Annotated in this window: 15 protein-coding genes; 9 read left to right on the top strand and 6 right to left on the bottom strand. The window is 74.1% G+C overall.

Going from position 1 to position 16,098, the window contains the following annotated elements:
• Window positions 1-237: 237 nt before the first annotated feature.
• Window positions 238-681 carry a DUF4259 domain-containing protein gene (locus tag ABZW10_RS03120; RefSeq protein ID WP_355359009.1) on the bottom strand — a complete coding sequence of 148 codons (444 nt, stop codon included), beginning with the start codon at window positions 679-681 and terminating at the stop codon, window positions 238-240.
• Window positions 682-754: 73 nt separating this feature from the next.
• Window positions 755-1,492, bottom strand: coding sequence for a helix-turn-helix domain-containing protein (locus ABZW10_RS03115; protein WP_355359006.1), 738 nt, complete (start codon window positions 1,490-1,492; stop codon window positions 755-757).
• A 108-nt stretch (window positions 1,493-1,600) separates the two neighbouring features.
• On the opposite strand from ABZW10_RS03115, the gene ABZW10_RS03110 reads away from it, so the two are divergent.
• Entirely contained in the window at window positions 1,601-2,515 is a 915-nt protein-coding gene (locus tag ABZW10_RS03110; RefSeq protein ID WP_355359003.1) for an NmrA family NAD(P)-binding protein, read from the top strand.
• 44 nt (window positions 2,516-2,559) lie between these two features.
• Here ABZW10_RS03110 and ABZW10_RS03105 read toward each other — a convergent pair whose 3' ends face one another.
• On the bottom strand, window positions 2,560-5,880 hold the full coding sequence (locus ABZW10_RS03105; protein ID WP_355359000.1) for an AMP-binding protein: 3,321 nt from the start codon (window positions 5,878-5,880) through the stop codon (window positions 2,560-2,562).
• Between ABZW10_RS03105 and ABZW10_RS03100 the strand changes: the two genes are divergently transcribed.
• The 8 genes from ABZW10_RS03100 (at window position 5,879) to ABZW10_RS03065 (ending at window position 14,069) form a co-directional block, all read left to right on the top strand.
• The gene (locus ABZW10_RS03100; RefSeq protein ID WP_355358997.1) at window positions 5,879-7,138 is read left to right on the top strand and encodes a lipase; all 1,260 of its coding nucleotides are present in this window, start codon (window positions 5,879-5,881) and stop codon (window positions 7,136-7,138) included. The genes ABZW10_RS03105 and ABZW10_RS03100 overlap by 2 nt on opposite strands.
• Window positions 7,139-7,330: 192 nt before the next feature.
• Window positions 7,331-8,602, top strand: a complete 1,272-nt coding sequence (locus ABZW10_RS03095; RefSeq protein ID WP_355358995.1) for an ABC transporter substrate-binding protein — start codon at window positions 7,331-7,333, stop codon at window positions 8,600-8,602.
• On the top strand, window positions 8,599-9,519 hold the full coding sequence (locus ABZW10_RS03090; protein ID WP_355358992.1) for a sugar ABC transporter permease: 921 nt from the start codon (window positions 8,599-8,601) through the stop codon (window positions 9,517-9,519). Before ABZW10_RS03095 ends, ABZW10_RS03090 begins: the two co-directional genes overlap by 4 nt.
• Window positions 9,516-10,349 (top strand): carbohydrate ABC transporter permease, encoded by an 834-nt coding sequence (locus tag ABZW10_RS03085; RefSeq protein ID WP_355358990.1) that lies wholly within the window; start codon window positions 9,516-9,518, stop codon window positions 10,347-10,349. The genes ABZW10_RS03090 and ABZW10_RS03085 overlap by 4 nt, the downstream gene beginning before the upstream one ends.
• Before the next feature lie 9 nt (window positions 10,350-10,358).
• Window positions 10,359-11,558 carry a sn-glycerol-3-phosphate ABC transporter ATP-binding protein UgpC gene (ugpC, locus tag ABZW10_RS03080; RefSeq protein ID WP_355358988.1) on the top strand — a complete coding sequence of 400 codons (1,200 nt, stop codon included), beginning with the start codon at window positions 10,359-10,361 and terminating at the stop codon, window positions 11,556-11,558.
• A gap of 132 nt (window positions 11,559-11,690) precedes the next feature.
• Entirely contained in the window at window positions 11,691-11,957 is a 267-nt protein-coding gene (locus ABZW10_RS03075; protein ID WP_355358985.1) for a GlsB/YeaQ/YmgE family stress response membrane protein, read from the top strand.
• A gap of 97 nt (window positions 11,958-12,054) precedes the next feature.
• Window positions 12,055-12,798: a polyprenol monophosphomannose synthase gene (locus ABZW10_RS03070; RefSeq protein WP_355358982.1), complete on the top strand. Its 744-nt coding sequence runs from the start codon at window positions 12,055-12,057 to the stop codon at window positions 12,796-12,798.
• Between the two features lie 20 nt (window positions 12,799-12,818).
• The gene (locus tag ABZW10_RS03065; protein ID WP_355359890.1) at window positions 12,819-14,069 is read left to right on the top strand and encodes an aromatic acid exporter family protein; all 1,251 of its coding nucleotides are present in this window, start codon (window positions 12,819-12,821) and stop codon (window positions 14,067-14,069) included.
• A 28-nt stretch (window positions 14,070-14,097) separates the two neighbouring features.
• On the opposite strand, the gene ABZW10_RS03060 is transcribed toward ABZW10_RS03065, so the two are convergent.
• The 3 genes from ABZW10_RS03060 to ABZW10_RS03050 form a co-directional block, all read right to left on the bottom strand.
• Window positions 14,098-14,547, bottom strand: a complete 450-nt coding sequence (locus ABZW10_RS03060; RefSeq protein ID WP_355358979.1) for an SRPBCC family protein — start codon at window positions 14,545-14,547, stop codon at window positions 14,098-14,100.
• A 4-nt stretch (window positions 14,548-14,551) separates the two neighbouring features.
• Window positions 14,552-15,025, bottom strand: a complete 474-nt coding sequence (locus tag ABZW10_RS03055; protein WP_355358976.1) for a VOC family protein — start codon at window positions 15,023-15,025, stop codon at window positions 14,552-14,554.
• Window positions 15,026-15,129: 104 nt separating this feature from the next.
• Window positions 15,130-16,098, bottom strand: a 969-nt coding sequence (locus ABZW10_RS03050) for a phospholipase domain-containing protein (RefSeq protein ID WP_355358973.1), incomplete at its 5' end; no start/stop codon positions are given.

Here is a 16,098-nt window from a genome sequence, read left to right as displayed (position 1 = left end):
GAAGCCGCTCACGCTGCTCAGGGGGCAGAGGGGCAAGGGCGTCGACGAGGGCTTGCTCCCGTGGGATGTGCACCAGGCTGCTGGCGTAGATCCTGCAACCGGGACACCATGCGAGTCCGATGCAGCGCTCGAACATGGAGGACTCAGGCGGATGGAAGCGGTACTGGTACAGGCGGACGGATGCTCCGCAGGCGACACAGAGATCACCCCGAGATCGACCCCCAACGCCCCTGGGGGTCAGACCTCGAACAGCGCCTCCCCCACGGGCTCTGGCTCGGGCCTCAGGACGGCGCGGAGGTCCTTGACGGTGCGGCGCCAGGCGGGGCCCTCCTCGGTCTCGTCCCAGAGTTCGGCGAGTTCGGACTCCTCGGCGAGTACGCGGTCCAGTGCCTTGGCGGCGAGCGGGCGCAGGTCGGCGGGGAAGGCCGGGAGGGGCTCGTCGGGGCCGTAGCTGGTGGTGACGGGCTCGCCGCCGGGGCACTGGGAGGCGACGAGGGCCGCGGCGGCGACGGCCTCCACCGCCTCGTCGCAGTCCAGGTAGTCCTCGGCCCCGGTGTCGGCGGCGAGCGTCAGGACGCGGCGGACCACGGCCTCCCGTTCGGCCAGGGGCGTTTCGTCCAGCGTGCCGGAGAAGTCGGCGGCGGTGTCGTTGTCGAAGTGGCCGATGTCCCAGGTACCCATGGTGATCTCCTCAAGTCGGTGACGCGATCCTCGCACCGGCCACTGACAATCGGGCACACCGGATGTGCGCAGGTCAGCCCGCGAGGCGCCGGCGGTGGGCCCGCTGGCGGCAGGTGGCGCCGCAGTAGCGGACCGGGCGCCCGGTGGGCCGGACGGCGATCGCGGCCCCGCACTCCTCACAGGCCGCGGCGGCACCGTGGCCGCCGCGGCCGTCACGAAAACCGTGTGATTCCGTGACAGGAGTGGAAGGATGCAGTCCGTCCAGGGTCAGCTGGACGAGCTTGAGGCCCGCCGACCGGTCACGGCGCGCGTCGAGCGTCGAGACGCACCCGAGGGTGAGCGCGGCGACGTCTTCGGGGCCCACGTCGGCGCGGACGCCGCCGACCCGCTGCGCCGCCTCCAGCAGCGCCGCCAGCACCTGGCGGAACCTCAGCACGGCGGCCGTGAGCACCGGGCGCGGCCAGCTCGCGTCGGCGGCCACGACGTCGCAGAGGGGGCCGCGCCGGTGCGACGTCTCCACGACGTCCTGGAGGAACCCGAAGAACGCCTCGGTGGGCGCGAAGCGGGCCATCCGCCGCTCGCCGGAGGCGACCAGGTCGTTCAGGTGCTGGGCGAACACCGCCTCCAGCAACGCCTGCTTGCTCGGGAAGTGCCGGTACACGGTGCCGGCGCCGACGCCCGCCCGGCGGGCGATCTCGCCCAGCGGGACGTCGAGTCCCTGCTCGGCGAACGCCTCGCCGGCGGCGGCCAGCACCTTGGCCCGGTTGCGGCGGGCGTCGGCCCGGTCACCACTGCCGATCACTGCGGTCATGTCACGAAACCCCTTGCCCCCTGGGAGCCAACCGGGTTGGAGTATTCCAGATACCTCGGGCCGATCGCACCGGTTCCGCACCGGGCCCCGAGGAAAGAGGAGGGCACCATGACGACAGACACCGACACCGCCTGGGGCACCGTCGCCGTGACCGGCGCCACCGGCAAGCAGGGCGCCGCGACGGCACGACGGCTGCTGGCCGGCGGCCGGGCGGTGCGCGCGCTGGTCCGGGACCCGGCCGCGCCCGCCGCCGTGGCGCTCGCGGACGCCGGGGCCGAGCTGGTCCGCGCGGACTTCGACGAGCCGTCGAGCCTCGCACCCGCACTGGCCGGCACCACCGCGCTGTTCGCCGTGCCGCCCGTGGCCTACGGGCCGAAGGGCACCGACCAGGAGCTGGAGTTCACCCGCGGCCGGGCGCTGGCCGACGCGGCGGCGGCCGTGGGGGTCCGCCAGGTGGTGTTCACCGGCGTCGCCTCGACCTCCGGCGCCGCGTTCGCGGCCCCGGGGAAGCGCCGCATCGAGCAGTACCTGCGCGAGCGTTTCCCGCTGGTGACCGTGCTGCGCCCGGTGCGGTTCATGACGAACTACCTCGGGACGACCGGCGTCGGCCTGGACGGGATCGTCGACGGCGTCCACCGGCACCTCTTCACCCCGCACGATTCCCTTCAGGTCATCGCCCTCGAAGACATCGCCGAGTTCGCGGCCCTGGCCTTCGAGCAGCCGGAGCGGTTCGCCGGACGGACCCTGGAGCTGGCCGGCGACGACCTCACCCCGGTCGAGGCCGCCGCCGCGATCAGCACCGCGATCGGGCTCCCGGTGCGCTACGACTACGTCACCCACGAGGAGGCGACCGCGCTGAACCCGGACTTCGCCGAGATCCGGCAGCAGTGGGCCGCCGGACACCGCTGGCACGCCGACATCGAGGCGCTGCGCGTCATCCACCCCGGCCTGCGCACCCTGGCGGACTGGCTCGCCGAGACCGGCGCCGCCGCCCTGCGAGCCCGGCTGCTGGACACCCCGTAACAACGGGGTGTCCAGCAGCCGGGCAGGCAGCCCCGGCGGCGCGGTCAGCGCCCGGCGGCGGCGGTGATGCGGGCCTCCAGCGCAGCGGCCAGCGACTCGACCGCGGCCGGGGTGAAGGCGTGCTCGTTGTAGCGCAGCCAGCAGACCAGGGAACCGTCGGGCTGCTCGGTGGCGGCGAGTTCGGGCACGTGACGGTCGCCACCGGGCAGGGGGTAGGGGACGGTGGCGCTGCGCGGGACCTCCCAGGCCGTGCAGGCGAGACCGGGGAGCTGGGCGGGGGCGTTCCAGCTCTCGTAGCGCAGCCAGGCGGCGAACGGCGCCAGCGGGCTGAACTCCGCGAACGGGTAGAGCTGGTGGTCCAGCGCCGCGGTGGCGGTGTCCCGGACCCGGGCGAGGAGTTCGGCGAAGCCGGGGGCGCCGGAGGCGTCGACCCGCAGCAGCAGGGACTGGACGAAGCAGCCGACGGCCTGTTCGGCCTCGGGGGTGGTGCGGCCGGGGACGGGGGTCATCAGCACGAGGTCGTCCTGGCCGCTGCGCTCCGCCAGCAGGCCGAGCCAGACGGTGGCGAGGGCCTGGAAGGGGGTCGCCCCGGCCTCGGCGGCCCGCTCGCGCAGTGCGGCGGCCCGGGCGGCGGGGACGGTGAGGCGGTGGGCGGCGCTGAGCACCGTCTCGGTGTCGGCGCGGCCGGGGAACGGGTGCACGGCCTCGGGCGCGCCGGCCAGGGTGCGGGCGAAGTGGGCCCGGGAGACCGGCCAGTGGGCGTTGGCGCCGGCGACCAGTTCGCCGAGCGTCGGCATCGGGCGCGGCGGGGGCGCGGGACGGCCTCGGCGCAGCGCCGAGTAGATGACGCCGAGGTCGCGCAGCAGGACGCCGACCGACCAGCCGTCACCGACGATGTGGTGCACGGCGAGCAGCACGGCGTGGTCGTCGGGGGCCCGGCTGACCACGGCCAGGCCGGTCATCGGGCCCTCGCCGACGTCGGTGAGCCGGTCGCGCACCGCGATCAGCCGGGCCGACACCTCGTCGTCGCTCTCGCCGGGAGCGTCGACCAGGATGGCCTCGACCTCCGGCTCGGCGTCGACGACGGCGCGCCGGATCCCCGGTGCGGCGCCGGGCACCGGCACGAACCGGGTCCGCAGCGCCGGGTGGCGGCGCACCGCCTCGTACAGGGCCTCGGTCAGCAGGCCGGGGTTCAGTGCCTCGGTGACGCGGAACATGACGGCGACCGAGCCGACGTTGCGGCCCTCGGCCTCGGCCATCCAGCGCAGGAAGTTCTCCTGCTGGGAGGTGAGCGGGATGTCGTGCGGCTGGGCGCGCAGTTCGCGCAGGAACGGGGAGAGGTCGGCGTCGTGCACCGGGAGCGGGGCGTCGGTGTTCTTCGGGGCGGCGGCGAGCCAGGCGGCCTGGGCGCGCAGCGAGGGGCGTTCGAAGACCAGGGCGGTACCCGCGGTGACGCCGAACTCGGCGGAGACGGCGGCGGCGAGCTGGACGGCGCGGAAGGAGTCGCCGCCGAGGGCGAAGAACTCCTCCTCCACGGCGTCGACGGGCCGGCCGAGGACCCGGCGCCAGACGGCGGCGAGGGCGCGTTCGTGCGCGGTGGCGGGCGGGGTGCCGACGGCGGCCGGGGCCGGTTCCTCGAAGCGGGCGCGCAGTTCGTGCTTGACGACCTTGCCGCTGGGGTTGCGGGGCAGCCGGTCGGTGACCAGGATGCGGACCGGCAGTTCGGCCCGGCCGAGCCGTTCGGCGAGGAAGAGCCGCAGTTCGTCGAGGTCCAGGCCGTCGGCGGCGGGCACCACGGCGGCCACCGGCACGGCGCCCATCACGGGGTGCGGCAGGCCGAGCGCGGCGGCGTCGGCGACCCGCGGGTGGGCGTGCAGGACGTCCTCGATGCGCAGCGTGGAGACCTTGAGGGCGCCGGACTTGATGACGTCGCTCTCGCGGTCGACCAGGTAGAGGTAGCCGTCGGTGTCCAGCCGGCCGAGGTCGCCCATCCGCACCCAGCCGTCCCGGAAGACGGCGGCCGAGGCGGCGTCGCCGGCCGTGTAGCCGCGCGGCGGGCCGGGCTGGCGCAGCCAGACCTCGCCGACGGCGCCCGGTTCGACGGGCCGGCCGTCCTCGCCGAGCAGCCGCAGGTCGCCCGGGTTGGCGGGGCGGCCGACCGAGCCGGGGCGGCGGGCGTCGACGACGGCGGATATCTGGGCGGGGGACGCCTCGGCGGAGGTGTAGGTGTTGACCAGGGCCGCGGTCGGCAGGGCCGCGCGCAGGGCGGTGGCGACGGGGGCGGGCAGCGCGGCGGCGGAGGAGCTGATCAGCAGGACGCTGCCGAGGTCGTGCCGGGCGGCGACGCCCGAGTTGAGGAGTTCGACGGCCATCGACGGGACCAGGAAGACGGTGCCGACCCGGTGCTCGGCGACGGTCCGGCCGAACTCCTCGGCGTCGAAGCGCGGCAGGCAGATCGTCGCGGGCGCGGCGACCAGGGCGTTGACCAGGACCACCTGGGCGGCATTGGTGCCGATCGGGAAGGCGTGCAGCGCGTGCGCGGAGTGGGCGTAGGGGCGCGGGCGCGGGTCGAGCTTCTGGCCGGCGGTGAGGCTGGCATGGGCGGCGTGCACGCCCTTGGGCGCGCCGGTGGTGCCGGAGGTGCCGATGACCTGGGCGAGGTCGCCGGGCCCGGGGCGGTGCGGCGGTTCCCCGTCGCCGTCGCCGCCCGTCTCCAGACCGGCGAGCCGCAGGGTGCGCAGGCCGGCGGCGGAGGCGCGCTCGTCCTCGGCCGAGTGGGCGACGGCGAGGGCCGCGGCGCTGTCACCGGCCAGCCGGGCGGTGTCCTCGGCGCTCAGGTCCTCGCGGACGACGACGCCCGCCGCGCCGGCGTAGTGCGCGGCCAGGAAGGCCACCGCGTAGTCGTCCCAGGCCCGGTTGGGGAAGAGCAGCAGCACCCGCTCCCCCGGCCGGACGCCGGCCCGGGCGAGCCCGTGGGCGGCGCGCACCGCGCGCTCGCGCCAGGTCCGGTAGTCGAGCGCGGGGCGGCCGGGGACGAGCAGCGCGGGCCGGTCGGGGTGCCGCCGCGCCCGGTCGTCGAGCAGGTCGGGCAGGGTGAGCGCGTCGAGCGCCGTAACGGCGTTGGCAGGAGGGGCGCTGACGGTGGATCGGGTGCTGATGACGACTCCCGGGAGAGGCCAGGACGGGGCCGCGGCCGATCGGCCGGACAGGTGGCTGGTCCAGACCGTAGCGGCTCGGCGCCGTCGCCCGCCAGAGCCGCAGGACCGTTCCCAGCACCCGGTACGGGGGTGGGGCCAGCCCCAGCACGGATACACCCGCTGGCCCGACTGCGGCGCGGAGGTGACGGTCCATAGCCTCGGAGCCATGAAATCCACATACCTGGCGGGCGGACTGCGGTCCGCGCTTCGCAGGCTGAGCGCGGTGGCGGCGCTGACCGTCCTGGCCTCGGCGACCGTGGCGGCGGGGGCCGCGTCAGCGGGGACGGCGCGGCCGGACGATCGCGGCCGCCTCCTCTCCGCCGTGCGGACGGGCACCCTGGCCACGAAGGAGGACGTCGCCACGGCGCTGACCGGCGCCGCCTTCGACGCGGGTGCGGTCCGGTTCGGCGTGGACACCTACCGGCTGGAGTACCGGACGGTGGACCCCGCCGGACGGCCGATCACCGCCAGCGGGCTGCTGGTGCTCCCCCGCGGCGGCGCGCACGAGCTGCGGACGGTGTCCGTCGCGCACGGCACGACCAGCTACCGCGCCGCCGCCCCCTCCGCCGTGGCCGGGGCGGCTTTCGCGTCCTCGCCCGCCCTCACGTACGCGTCCGCCGGGTTCGCCGCCGTCGCCCCGGACTACCTCGGCCTGGGCACCGGCCCGGGCTTCCACCCCTGGATGGACGTGCCGTCGGAGACGACCGCCTCGCTGGACATGCTCCGGGCGGCCCGCGCCTTCGTTCCGGGCACGGGCCGGGCACTGGGCCGCGAGGTGCTGGTCACCGGGTTCTCCCAGGGCGCCTCGGCGGCGATGGGCCTCGCGCGTTCGCTCCAGGCGGGCGGCGACCGCTGGTTCCGGCTGCGGGCCGTCGCACCGGTCAGCGGCGGCTACGACTTCCGGAACGCCGAGCTGCCGGCCCTGCTCGGCGGCTCCCTCGAACCGAAGTCGAGCGTGCTGTACGCGGCCTACCTCCTCGTCGCCTGGAACCGGCTGCACCCGCTGTACGACTCCCCGGCCGAGGTCTTCCGGGCGCCCTACGACAGCACCGTCGAGGCCCTGTTCGACGGCGTGCACACCGGCTCCCAGCTCTTCGCCGGCACGCCCGACACCCTCGACGCCCTGCTCACCCCGCACGCCCTCGCGATGCTGGCCCACCCGACCGGCGCCCTGGCCGAGGCCCTCCGGGTCGCCGACAGCACCTGCGACTGGGCACCGCGCGTCCCGGTCCGCCTGTACGCGGCCGAGGCGGACGAGCAGGCGGCCAACGCCAATACCGACCACTGCGAGGCCGCCCTGCGGTCGCACGGCGTGAACCCGGCGGTCGTCGGCCTCGGCACCCCGGACTTCGCCGGCTCCCGGCACCTCGGCTCCAACGTCGCCGCCACGGCCGCCATCGTCCGCTGGTTCGGCGAACTGCGCTGACCGGCCGCCCCGAGCGGCATCCGCGGCGCCCCGCCGCCCCGCTCAGCCGTCCGGCCGCCAGGCCGCCCGGGAGAAGACGGCGTAGGCCGCCCGGGCGGTCTCCGGGGTGTCGCACGGGGCCGGTCGGCGCGCCGGGCGGTCGCCCGGCCTACCGTGGGCCCGCCGCGGGCCGGTCCACCGGAGGGAGTAGCGATGCCCAGACCGAACCACCGGGTCGCCCTCGCCCTGGTGCTGCTGCTCGCCTGGGCGCTGGCCGGCTGCGGCAGCGGCGGGGGGTCCGGGGGCGGCGGGGCGGTGGTCCTCGACTGGTACAACTTCCCCGACGACTCGGGCGCGTTGCAGCAGGCCGCGGACAACTGCGGCCGCGACTCCGGCGGGCGCTACTCGATCCGCTACAACAAACTGCCCCGCACTTCCGACGGCCAGCGCCAGCAACTGGTGCGCCGGCTGGCCGCGCACGACACCGGCGTGGACATCATGGGCCTGGACGTCACCTGGACGCCCGAGTTCGCGGAGGCCGGCTGGGTGCGCGAGTGGACCGGGCCGCTGCGCGAGCGGGCGAGCACGGACACCCTGGCCGCCGCGCTGCGGACCGCCACCTGGAAGGACCGGCTGTACGCCGTCCCGTACAACTCCAACACCCAACTGCTCTGGTACCGCGACGACCTGGTGCCCACCGCCCCCGCCACCTGGGACGAGATGCTCGCCGCCGCGCGGCGGCTGGCGGAGCAGGGCAAGCCGCACTTCGTCGAGGTGCAGGGCGCGCAGTACGAGGGCCTGACGGTCTGGTTCAACACCCTGGTGACCAGCGCCGGCGGCTCGATCCTCACCCCCGACGCCATGGCGCCCTCGCTGGGCGAGCCGGCCGTCACCGCCGCGCGGGCGATCCGGGACCTGGCCACCTCCCCCGCCGCCGACCCCTCGCTGTCCAACCAGATGGAGGACGAGAACCGGCTGGCGATGGAATCCGGCACCGCCGCCTTCGAGCTCAACTACCCCTTCGTCTATCCGTCGATGAAGGAGAACAAGCCCGAGCTGTTCCCGCACTTCCGCTGGGCCCCCTACCCCTCGGTCGTCCCCGGGCGGCCGGCGACGGTGACCATCGGCGGCATCGACCTCGCGGTGGGCGGCTACTCCCGGCACCCGGAGGCCGCGCAGGAGGCCGTCCTGTGCCTGCGCAACCGCGAGAACCAGCTGACCAACGCGCTCAAGGGCGGCCTGCCGCCGTCGCTGCGCAGCCTGTACACCGACGCCGAGCTCACCGGGAGCTACCCGTTCGCGGCGGACGTGCTGAAGGCCCTCGACTCCGCGTCGGTGCGGCCGCAGACACCCGCCTACCAGAACGTCTCGATCGCCGTCGCGCACGCCCTCTCGCCGCCGTCGTCGGTGGATCCGGAACGCACGGTGGCGGACCTCTCCGGCCAGATCAGGGACGCGCTCGGCTCGAAGGGGTTGATTCCATGACCGCGACCAGGACGAGGCCCGCGGGAGCCGGCCGGCTCTCCGAGGGCTCCCGGCAGGAGCGGCGGCTCGGCTGGCTGCTGTGCGCCCCCGCCGTGCTGGTGATGCTGCTGGTGACGGCCTATCCGGTCGGTTACGCCGTCTACCTCTCCTTCCAGCGCTACGACCTGCGCTTCCCGGACCGCTCCGCGTTCATCGGCTTCGCCAACTACGGCGCCGTGCTGACCTCGACGTACTGGTGGCAGGCGCTCTGGGTGACGGTGGTGATCACCGTCGTCTCGGTCGCGGCCGAGCTGGTGCTGGGCCTGGCGCTGGCGCTGGTGATGCACCGGGCCGTGGTCGGACGGGGCCTGGTGCGCACGGCGGTGCTGGTGCCGTACGGCATCGTCACCGTGGTGGCGGCCTACTCCTGGCAGTACGCCTGGACGCCCGGCACCGGGTACCTGGCGGCGCTGCTGCCGGCGGACAGCGCCCCGCTCACCGAGCACTGGCCGGCGATCGGCCTGATCGTCCTGGCCGAGGTGTGGAAGACCACCCCGTTCATGGCCCTGCTCCTGCTGGCGGGCCTGGCGCTGGTGCCCACCGAGACGGTGCGGGCGGCGATGGTCGACGGTGCCGGCTTCGGCCAGCGGCTGCGGCTGGTGGTCCTGCCGCTGATGAAGCCGGCCATCCTGGTGGCGCTGCTGTTCCGCACCCTGGACGCGTTCCGGATCTTCGACAACATCTACGTGCTGACCGGCGGCGCCAACAACACCGGCTCGGTCTCGATCCTCGGCTACGACAACCTGTTCACCGCGCTCAACCTGGGCATCGGCTCGGCGATCTCGGTGCTGGTGTTCCTCTGCGTGGCGGCGATCGCCCTGGTCTTCGTCAAGGTGTTCGGCGCCGCCGCGCCCGGCGGTTCGGCGGAGCACCGGTGACCGCCCGGCGGGCCCGGGCCGGAGCGGGCTGGGGCGTGGTCAACCTGGTGGTGGTGCTGTACGCGCTGTTCCCGGTCTGGTGGATCGCCGCGCTGTCGTTCAAGGACCCGTCCACCCTGACGGACGGCAACTTCGTGCCACGCGTCTGGACGCTGGAGAACTACCGCGGCATCTTCCACACCTCGGAGTTCACCCGGGCGCTGGTCAACTCGATCGGCATCGCGGTGATCTCCACCACCATCGCGGTGGTACTCGCCACCATGGCGGCGTACGCGGTGGCCCGGCTGCGCTTCCCCGGCAAGCGGCTGCTGATCGGGATGTCGCTGCTGATCGCGATGTTCCCGCCGATCTCGCTGGTCTCGCCGCTGTTCGAGATCGAGCGGACGCTGGGGATCTTCGACACCTGGGCGGGGCTGATCATCCCGTACATGACCTTCTCCCTGCCGCTGGCGATCTACACCCTGTCGGCGTTCTTCCGGGAGATCCCGTGGGAGCTGGAGAAGGCCGCCAAGGTGGACGGCGCCACGCCCGCCCAGGCGTTCCGGATGGTGATCGCGCCACTGGCGGCGCCGGGTGTGTTCACCACCGCCATCCTGGTCTTCATCTTCTGCTGGAACGACTTCCTCTTCGCGATCTCGCTGACCTCCACGGACGCCGCACGCACCGTGCCGGCCGCGATCGCCTTCTTCACCGGCAGTTCCCAGTTCCAGCAGCCGACCGGCTCGATCGCCGCCGCGGCCGTGGTGATCACGGTGCCGATCGTGCTGTTCGTGCTGTTCTTCCAACGCCGCATCGTGGCCGGTCTGACCGCCGGCGCAGTGAAGGGATGACGCGGACCGATGGCGGAGATCGTCCTCGACGGCATCAGCAAGCGCTACCCGGACGGCTCGGTGGCCGTCCACGACCTCGATCTGACCGTCGCCGACGGCGAGTTCGTCATCCTGGTCGGCCCCTCGGGCTGCGGGAAGTCCACCACCCTGAACATGATCGCGGGGCTGGAGGACATCACCGGCGGCACCCTGCGGATCGGCGGGCAGGTGGTCAACGACCGGGCGCCCAAGGACCGGGACATCGCGATGGTGTTCCAGAGCTACGCGCTCTACCCGCACATGACGGTCCGCCAGAACATGGGCTTCGCGCTGCGCCTGGCGAAGACCGACAAGGCGGTGATCGCCGCCAAGGTGGAGGAGGCCGCCCGGATCCTCGACCTCACCGAGCACCTGGACCGCCGGCCCGCCAACCTCTCCGGCGGGCAGCGCCAGCGCGTCGCGATGGGCCGGGCGATCGTCCGCGACCCCAAGGCGTTCCTGATGGACGAGCCGCTGTCCAACCTGGACGCCAAACTGCGGGTGCAGATGCGCACCCAGATCTCCCGGCTGCAGCGGCGCCTGGGCACCACCACCGTCTACGTCACCCACGACCAGGTGGAGGCGATGACGCTGGGCGACCGGGTGGTGGTGCTGCGGGCCGGCGTGGTCCAGCAGGTCGGCCCGCCGCAGCGGCTCTACGACCGGCCGGCCAACCTGTTCGTCGCCGGGTTCATCGGCTCACCCGGCATGAACCTGCTGCACGGCCGGCTGGAGGAGGACGCGCTGCGCACCGCGCTCGGCGAGCTGCCGCTGGGCGACCGGCTGCGCCGGCGGCTGACGGCCGCGAACGCGCCGCGCGAGGTGGTGGTCGGCATCCGCCCCGAGTACTTCGAGGACGCCGCGCTGCTGGAGCACCCGGTCGGCGGCACGACCGTCACCGTCGGGGTGGAGGTGCTCGAATCGGTCGGCTCCGACGTCTACGCGCACTTCACCGTGGAGGGCGACGCGGTCTCCGGCGGCGGCCTGGAGGAGATCGGCGCGCGGCAGGCGGAGGCGGGCGCGGGCGCGCCGGGCCGGGAGGTGGTCGCCCGGATCGGCACCACCACCCGGGCGGCCGAGGGCGCCCCGCTGGAGCTGTGGATCGACACCGAGCGGTTGCACGTCTTCGATCCGGACACCGGGGCGGCGCTCAGTGGCGAGGCGGGCGAGGAGCGGGAAACGGACGGTTAGGCCCTCCCTTCGGGATTACGCCGGGCAGGAAGGGGCAGGCGGGGGCGCGACCGACCCCGCTCCCCCGCTGGACGTGCCGTGCCGGACGGTTCGGGCGATCATGGGGGAACGCGCCTCGAAAGGTGGAATGCGATGTTCCAGCTCCTGTGGATTCTGCTCATCGGCTTCGTGCTCGGCGTGATCGCCAAGCTCATCCTGCGCGGCCCGCAGTCCATTCCGTGGTGGCTGACCATGCTGCTCGGCGCCGCCGGGGCCTGGCTGGGCAACGCGGTCTCCGGATGGATCGGCGTGCGGAACACGTCCGGGATCGACTGGATCCGCCATCTGCTCCAGCTCGGCTTCGCCGTCGCCCTGGTCGCGGTCGTCGCCCCCGCCTGGAGCACCCGCCGGACCAGATGACGGTCCGGCGCGACGGCGTCCGCGACGGCGCGGCTAGACTCGCACGGCCGTACCGCGGACCGGCCGCGGTGCCGCCGAACTCGCGAGGGAACAGAAGATGGTCGAGGCCTCCCCGAAGGTCGTTGTGGTCGTGCCCACCTACAACGAGCGGGAGAACCTTCCCGTCCTCGCCGGACTGCTGGCCGACCTCGACCTGCCGAACCTGCACCTGCTGGTGGTCGACGACAACTCCCCCGACGGCACCGGCGAGGTCGCCGACAAGCTGGCCGCCGAGTCCGGCGGCCGGATCCGGGTGCTGCACCGCACCGAGAAGGACGGCCTCGGCCGGGCCTACGTCGCCGGCATGACCAGGGCCCTGGAGGAGGGCGCGGACGTGGTCGTGCAGATGGACGCCGACCTGTCCCACCCGGCCTCCGTGCTGCCGCTGATGGTGACGACCCTGCTGGCCGACGACACCGCGGTGGTGCTCGGCTCCCGGTACGTGCCGGGCGGATCGACGGCCGCGGAGTGGCCGTGGCACCGCAAGGCGCTCTCCGCCTGGGCCAACCTCTACGTGAACACCATCCTCGGCCTCGGCGTGCGGGACGCCACCGCCGGCTACAAGGCCTGGCGCGCGCAGACCCTGCGGGCGATCGACCTGCCGTCGGTGCAGAGCAACGGGTACTCCTTCCAGGTCGAGCTGAACCACCGGGTGGTGCGGCAGGGGCTCACCATCAAGGAGGTGCCGATCCGCTTCGAGGAGCGGGTCGAGGGCGCGTCCAAGATGAGCCTCGGGGTACAGGTGGAGTCGGCGCTCGCACCGTGGAAGCTGCTGCGCGAGGGGCGCCGCGACAAGCCGTAGGGAAGGAGGGCCGCGTGGTCCTGGCGCCCGACCGGGCCGCCGCACTGGTGCGGCGCGCCGCCCGCGAACCCTTCGCCGTGCAGACCGCCCGGGCGACCGTCGCCGCCACGCTCTCCTACGTGGTGGCGACCTGGCTCAGCAGCGAGCCCGCCCCGCTGACCGCGCCGCTCACCGCGCTGCTGGTCGTCCAGGTCACCGTCTACTCCACGCTCACCACCAGCATCCGCCGGGTGAACTCGGTGGTGGTCGGCGTGCTGATCGCGATCGGCTTCAGCACGGTGGTCGGGCTCTCCTGGTGGAGCCTCGGGCTGATCATCCTGGCCTCGCTGGTGATCGGCCGGTTCGTCCGGGTGGACGAGTTCGTGCAGGAGGTCGCGATCAGCGCGATGCTGATCCTCGGCGTCACCCAGGTGACCTCCCGGGCCTGGGACCGGGTGCTGGAGACGATGATCGGCGCGGGCGTCGGCCTGCTGTTCAACCTGGTCTTCGCGCCACCGGTCTGGGTGGACACCGCGGGCGAGTCGATCGAGGACCTCTCGCGCCGGGCCCGGCACCTGCTGCTCGACCTCTCCGACCAGCTCGGCCGGCCCACCCCGGTCGCGGACGCCGCCGAGCGGCTGCACGAGGCCCGCCGGCTCGACCAGGCGATCGCGGACGTCGACGCGGCGCTGCGGCAGGCCGAGGACAGCCTGCGGTTCAACCCCCGGATCAGCGAGGGGCTGCTCTCCCGGCTGGTGCTGCGCACCGGGCTGGACACCCTGGAGATCTGCGTGGTGGTGATCCGGGTCATCTCGCGCTCGCTGACCGACCTCGCCAAGCGCCGCGCGCCCGGCGAGCCGCTGGTCGCCCCCGCGCTGGCGGTGGCGATGGAGGAGCTGCTCGCGCACGTCGGCGGCGCGCTGGTGAGCTTCGCCGTGCTGGTGACCACCCAGGTCAGCCTGAACGCCGAGGAGGCCGAGGAGCGGCTCAACTCCGAACTGGCCGCCGCCTGGGCGAGCCGGGAGAACGTCGCCCGGCTGCTGCTGGAGCAGGTGCGGGCGGACCCGGACGCCTGGCACCTGCTCGGCTCGCTGCTGACCGAGGTCGACCGGATCCTCGACGAGCTGGACCTGGAGCACCGCTCCCGGCGGCTGATGGAGGAGCTGGACCGGGCGTCGGTGGCGAGCCGGGAGCGGTTCTCCCGGCTCGGCCGGCTGCGCCGGTGGGTGCGCGGCGACCGTCCGGGGTTCGGCCGGGCGCGGCGCCGGCGCAAGCGGGCCGGGCAGGGCTGAGGCGGACGCCGGGAACGGGCCGGGCGGATCAGGGCATCGACCAGGGGTCCTGCGGGAGCGGGTGGCCGGTCTCCAGGTAGGTCTTCAGATTGGACAGCACCGCCGACCAGCCCGCCTCGGCGTCGGCACGCTCGGCCTCGTCGGCCAAGTTGTCGTGGGTGACCGTCAGCCGGGTGAGGTCCCGGTGGGAGCGCAGCTCGAAGGTCACCCGGGAGGGCCCGGTCGGCCGCTGCTGCCCGGGGCCGGACCAGGTGGTGACCAGGCGGTTCGGCCGCTCGGCCACCTCCACGGTGCCGAAGGCGTCGGCGACGCCGGAGCCGTCCGCGCGCCGGTGCTCCCAGCGGGCGCCCGGCTGCCAGGTGGAGACGTTGCGGTGGCCCCAGTAGAGGCCGGACTCGTCCGGGTTGGTGAGCGCGTGCCAGACCCGTTGCGGGGTGGCGTGCAGGTAGCAGATGTGGCGGTAGGCGGGGACGGCCATGTACTCACCCCTCGGCCGCGTCGAGCAGCTGCCGGATGTCGATCCTGCGCATGGTCAGCATCGCCCGGGTCACCCGGGCGGCCTTCTCCCGGTCCGGGTCGGCGATCAGGTCGATCAGGATGCGCGGGGTGATCTGCCAGGAGAGGCCCCAGCGGTCCTTGAGCCAGCCGCACCGGCTCTCCTGGCCGCCGCCCTCCAGCAGCGCCGCCCAGAGCCGGTCCACCTCCGCCTGGTCGTCGCAGTGCACCTGGAGCGAGACGGCCTCGGTGAACGGGAAGACCGGGCCGCCGTTGAGGGCGACGAAGGGGCGGCCGTCGAGTTCGAAGGCGACGGTCACCACCGTGCCGGGCGTGCCGGGGCCCGCCTCGGTGTAGTGGGTGACGCCGGTGATCCGTGAGTTCGGGAAGACCGAGGTGTAGAAGCGGGCGGCCTCCTCGGCCTGGTCGTCGTACCAGAGGCATGGGGTGATCTGCTGCATGGAGCCGACGGTAGCGGCGGGCCCCGGCCGGGCGGGCGCGCCACGGCCGGGGGTCACCGGTTCGGCGCCCCCGGGCCGCGGCGCGGGCCGCCGCTACCGGTGGCTCAGTGCACCCAGCCCGCGTAACGGCGGGCGAAGCGCTGGCCGGTGGCGGCGGTGACCACCACGTCGTAGCGGCCCTGCTTGTCCAGCGGCCAGGTGAGGTTCGTCTGCTTGCCGGGCCGCACCCAGACGGTCTGCGCGGTGCCCGCGAAGTCGTTCGGCGCGACGGAGAAGCAGACGTCGGTCATGCCGTCGTTGACCAGCTGGAGGGTGAGCCGGCCGGACATGGAGAGGTCGGCGGTGACGATCGGGATGCCCATGTCGTTCTGGCCCTCCGGGACGCTCGCGCTTCCCGCGCCGTCGCGGATCACGGTGCCCGCGAAGCGGCGGACGAAGCCGTCCGGGCCGTGCACGGTGAAGTCGTAGCGGCCGTTGGTCGCCGCGGCCTCCCAGACGTAGGTCGCCGAGGCGCCCGGCGCCACCGTGAACGGCGTGCCGGCGAACGGCAACGCGATGTTCGGGTAGACGGTGTACGGGAAGGCGACGGCGCCGTCGTTGCTCATCGTGCAGGTGACCCGGCCGGTGCGCCGGTCCACCTCGGCCTCGGCCCAGGGCTGGTACGGCAGATGGCGGTGCGGGCGCTCGCCGCGTTCCTGGACCGGCATCGACTGGGCACCGACGGCGGGGAGTTGCACGCCCGGCAGCTTGGTGCCCGCGTCGGCCCTGGCCATCAGGGCGTTGGTGTCGGGGAGTTGCGGGATCGAGTGGTCCGGCGCCGCGAAGTCGAAGCAGCTGGTGAGGTCGCCGCAGACGGCGCGGCGCCAGGCGGAGATGTTGGGCTCGGCGACGCCGGTCACCTGCTCCATGAAGCGCAGTACCGAGGTGTGGTCGAAGACCTGGGAGTTGACCCAGCCGCCGCGCGACCAGGGCGAGACGACCCAGAGCGGCACCCGGTTGCCGAGGCCGATGGCGCGGCCCTGGGTGAACTCCTCGGGCGTGCCGGGCTCGGGGGTGGGCGGCACGACGTGGTC

It is taken from the genome of Kitasatospora sp. NPDC004723, assembly GCF_040609255.1.
Classification (GTDB): domain Bacteria; phylum Actinomycetota; class Actinomycetes; order Streptomycetales; family Streptomycetaceae; genus Kitasatospora.
This window is presented reverse-complemented; position numbering and strand designations above follow the sequence as displayed.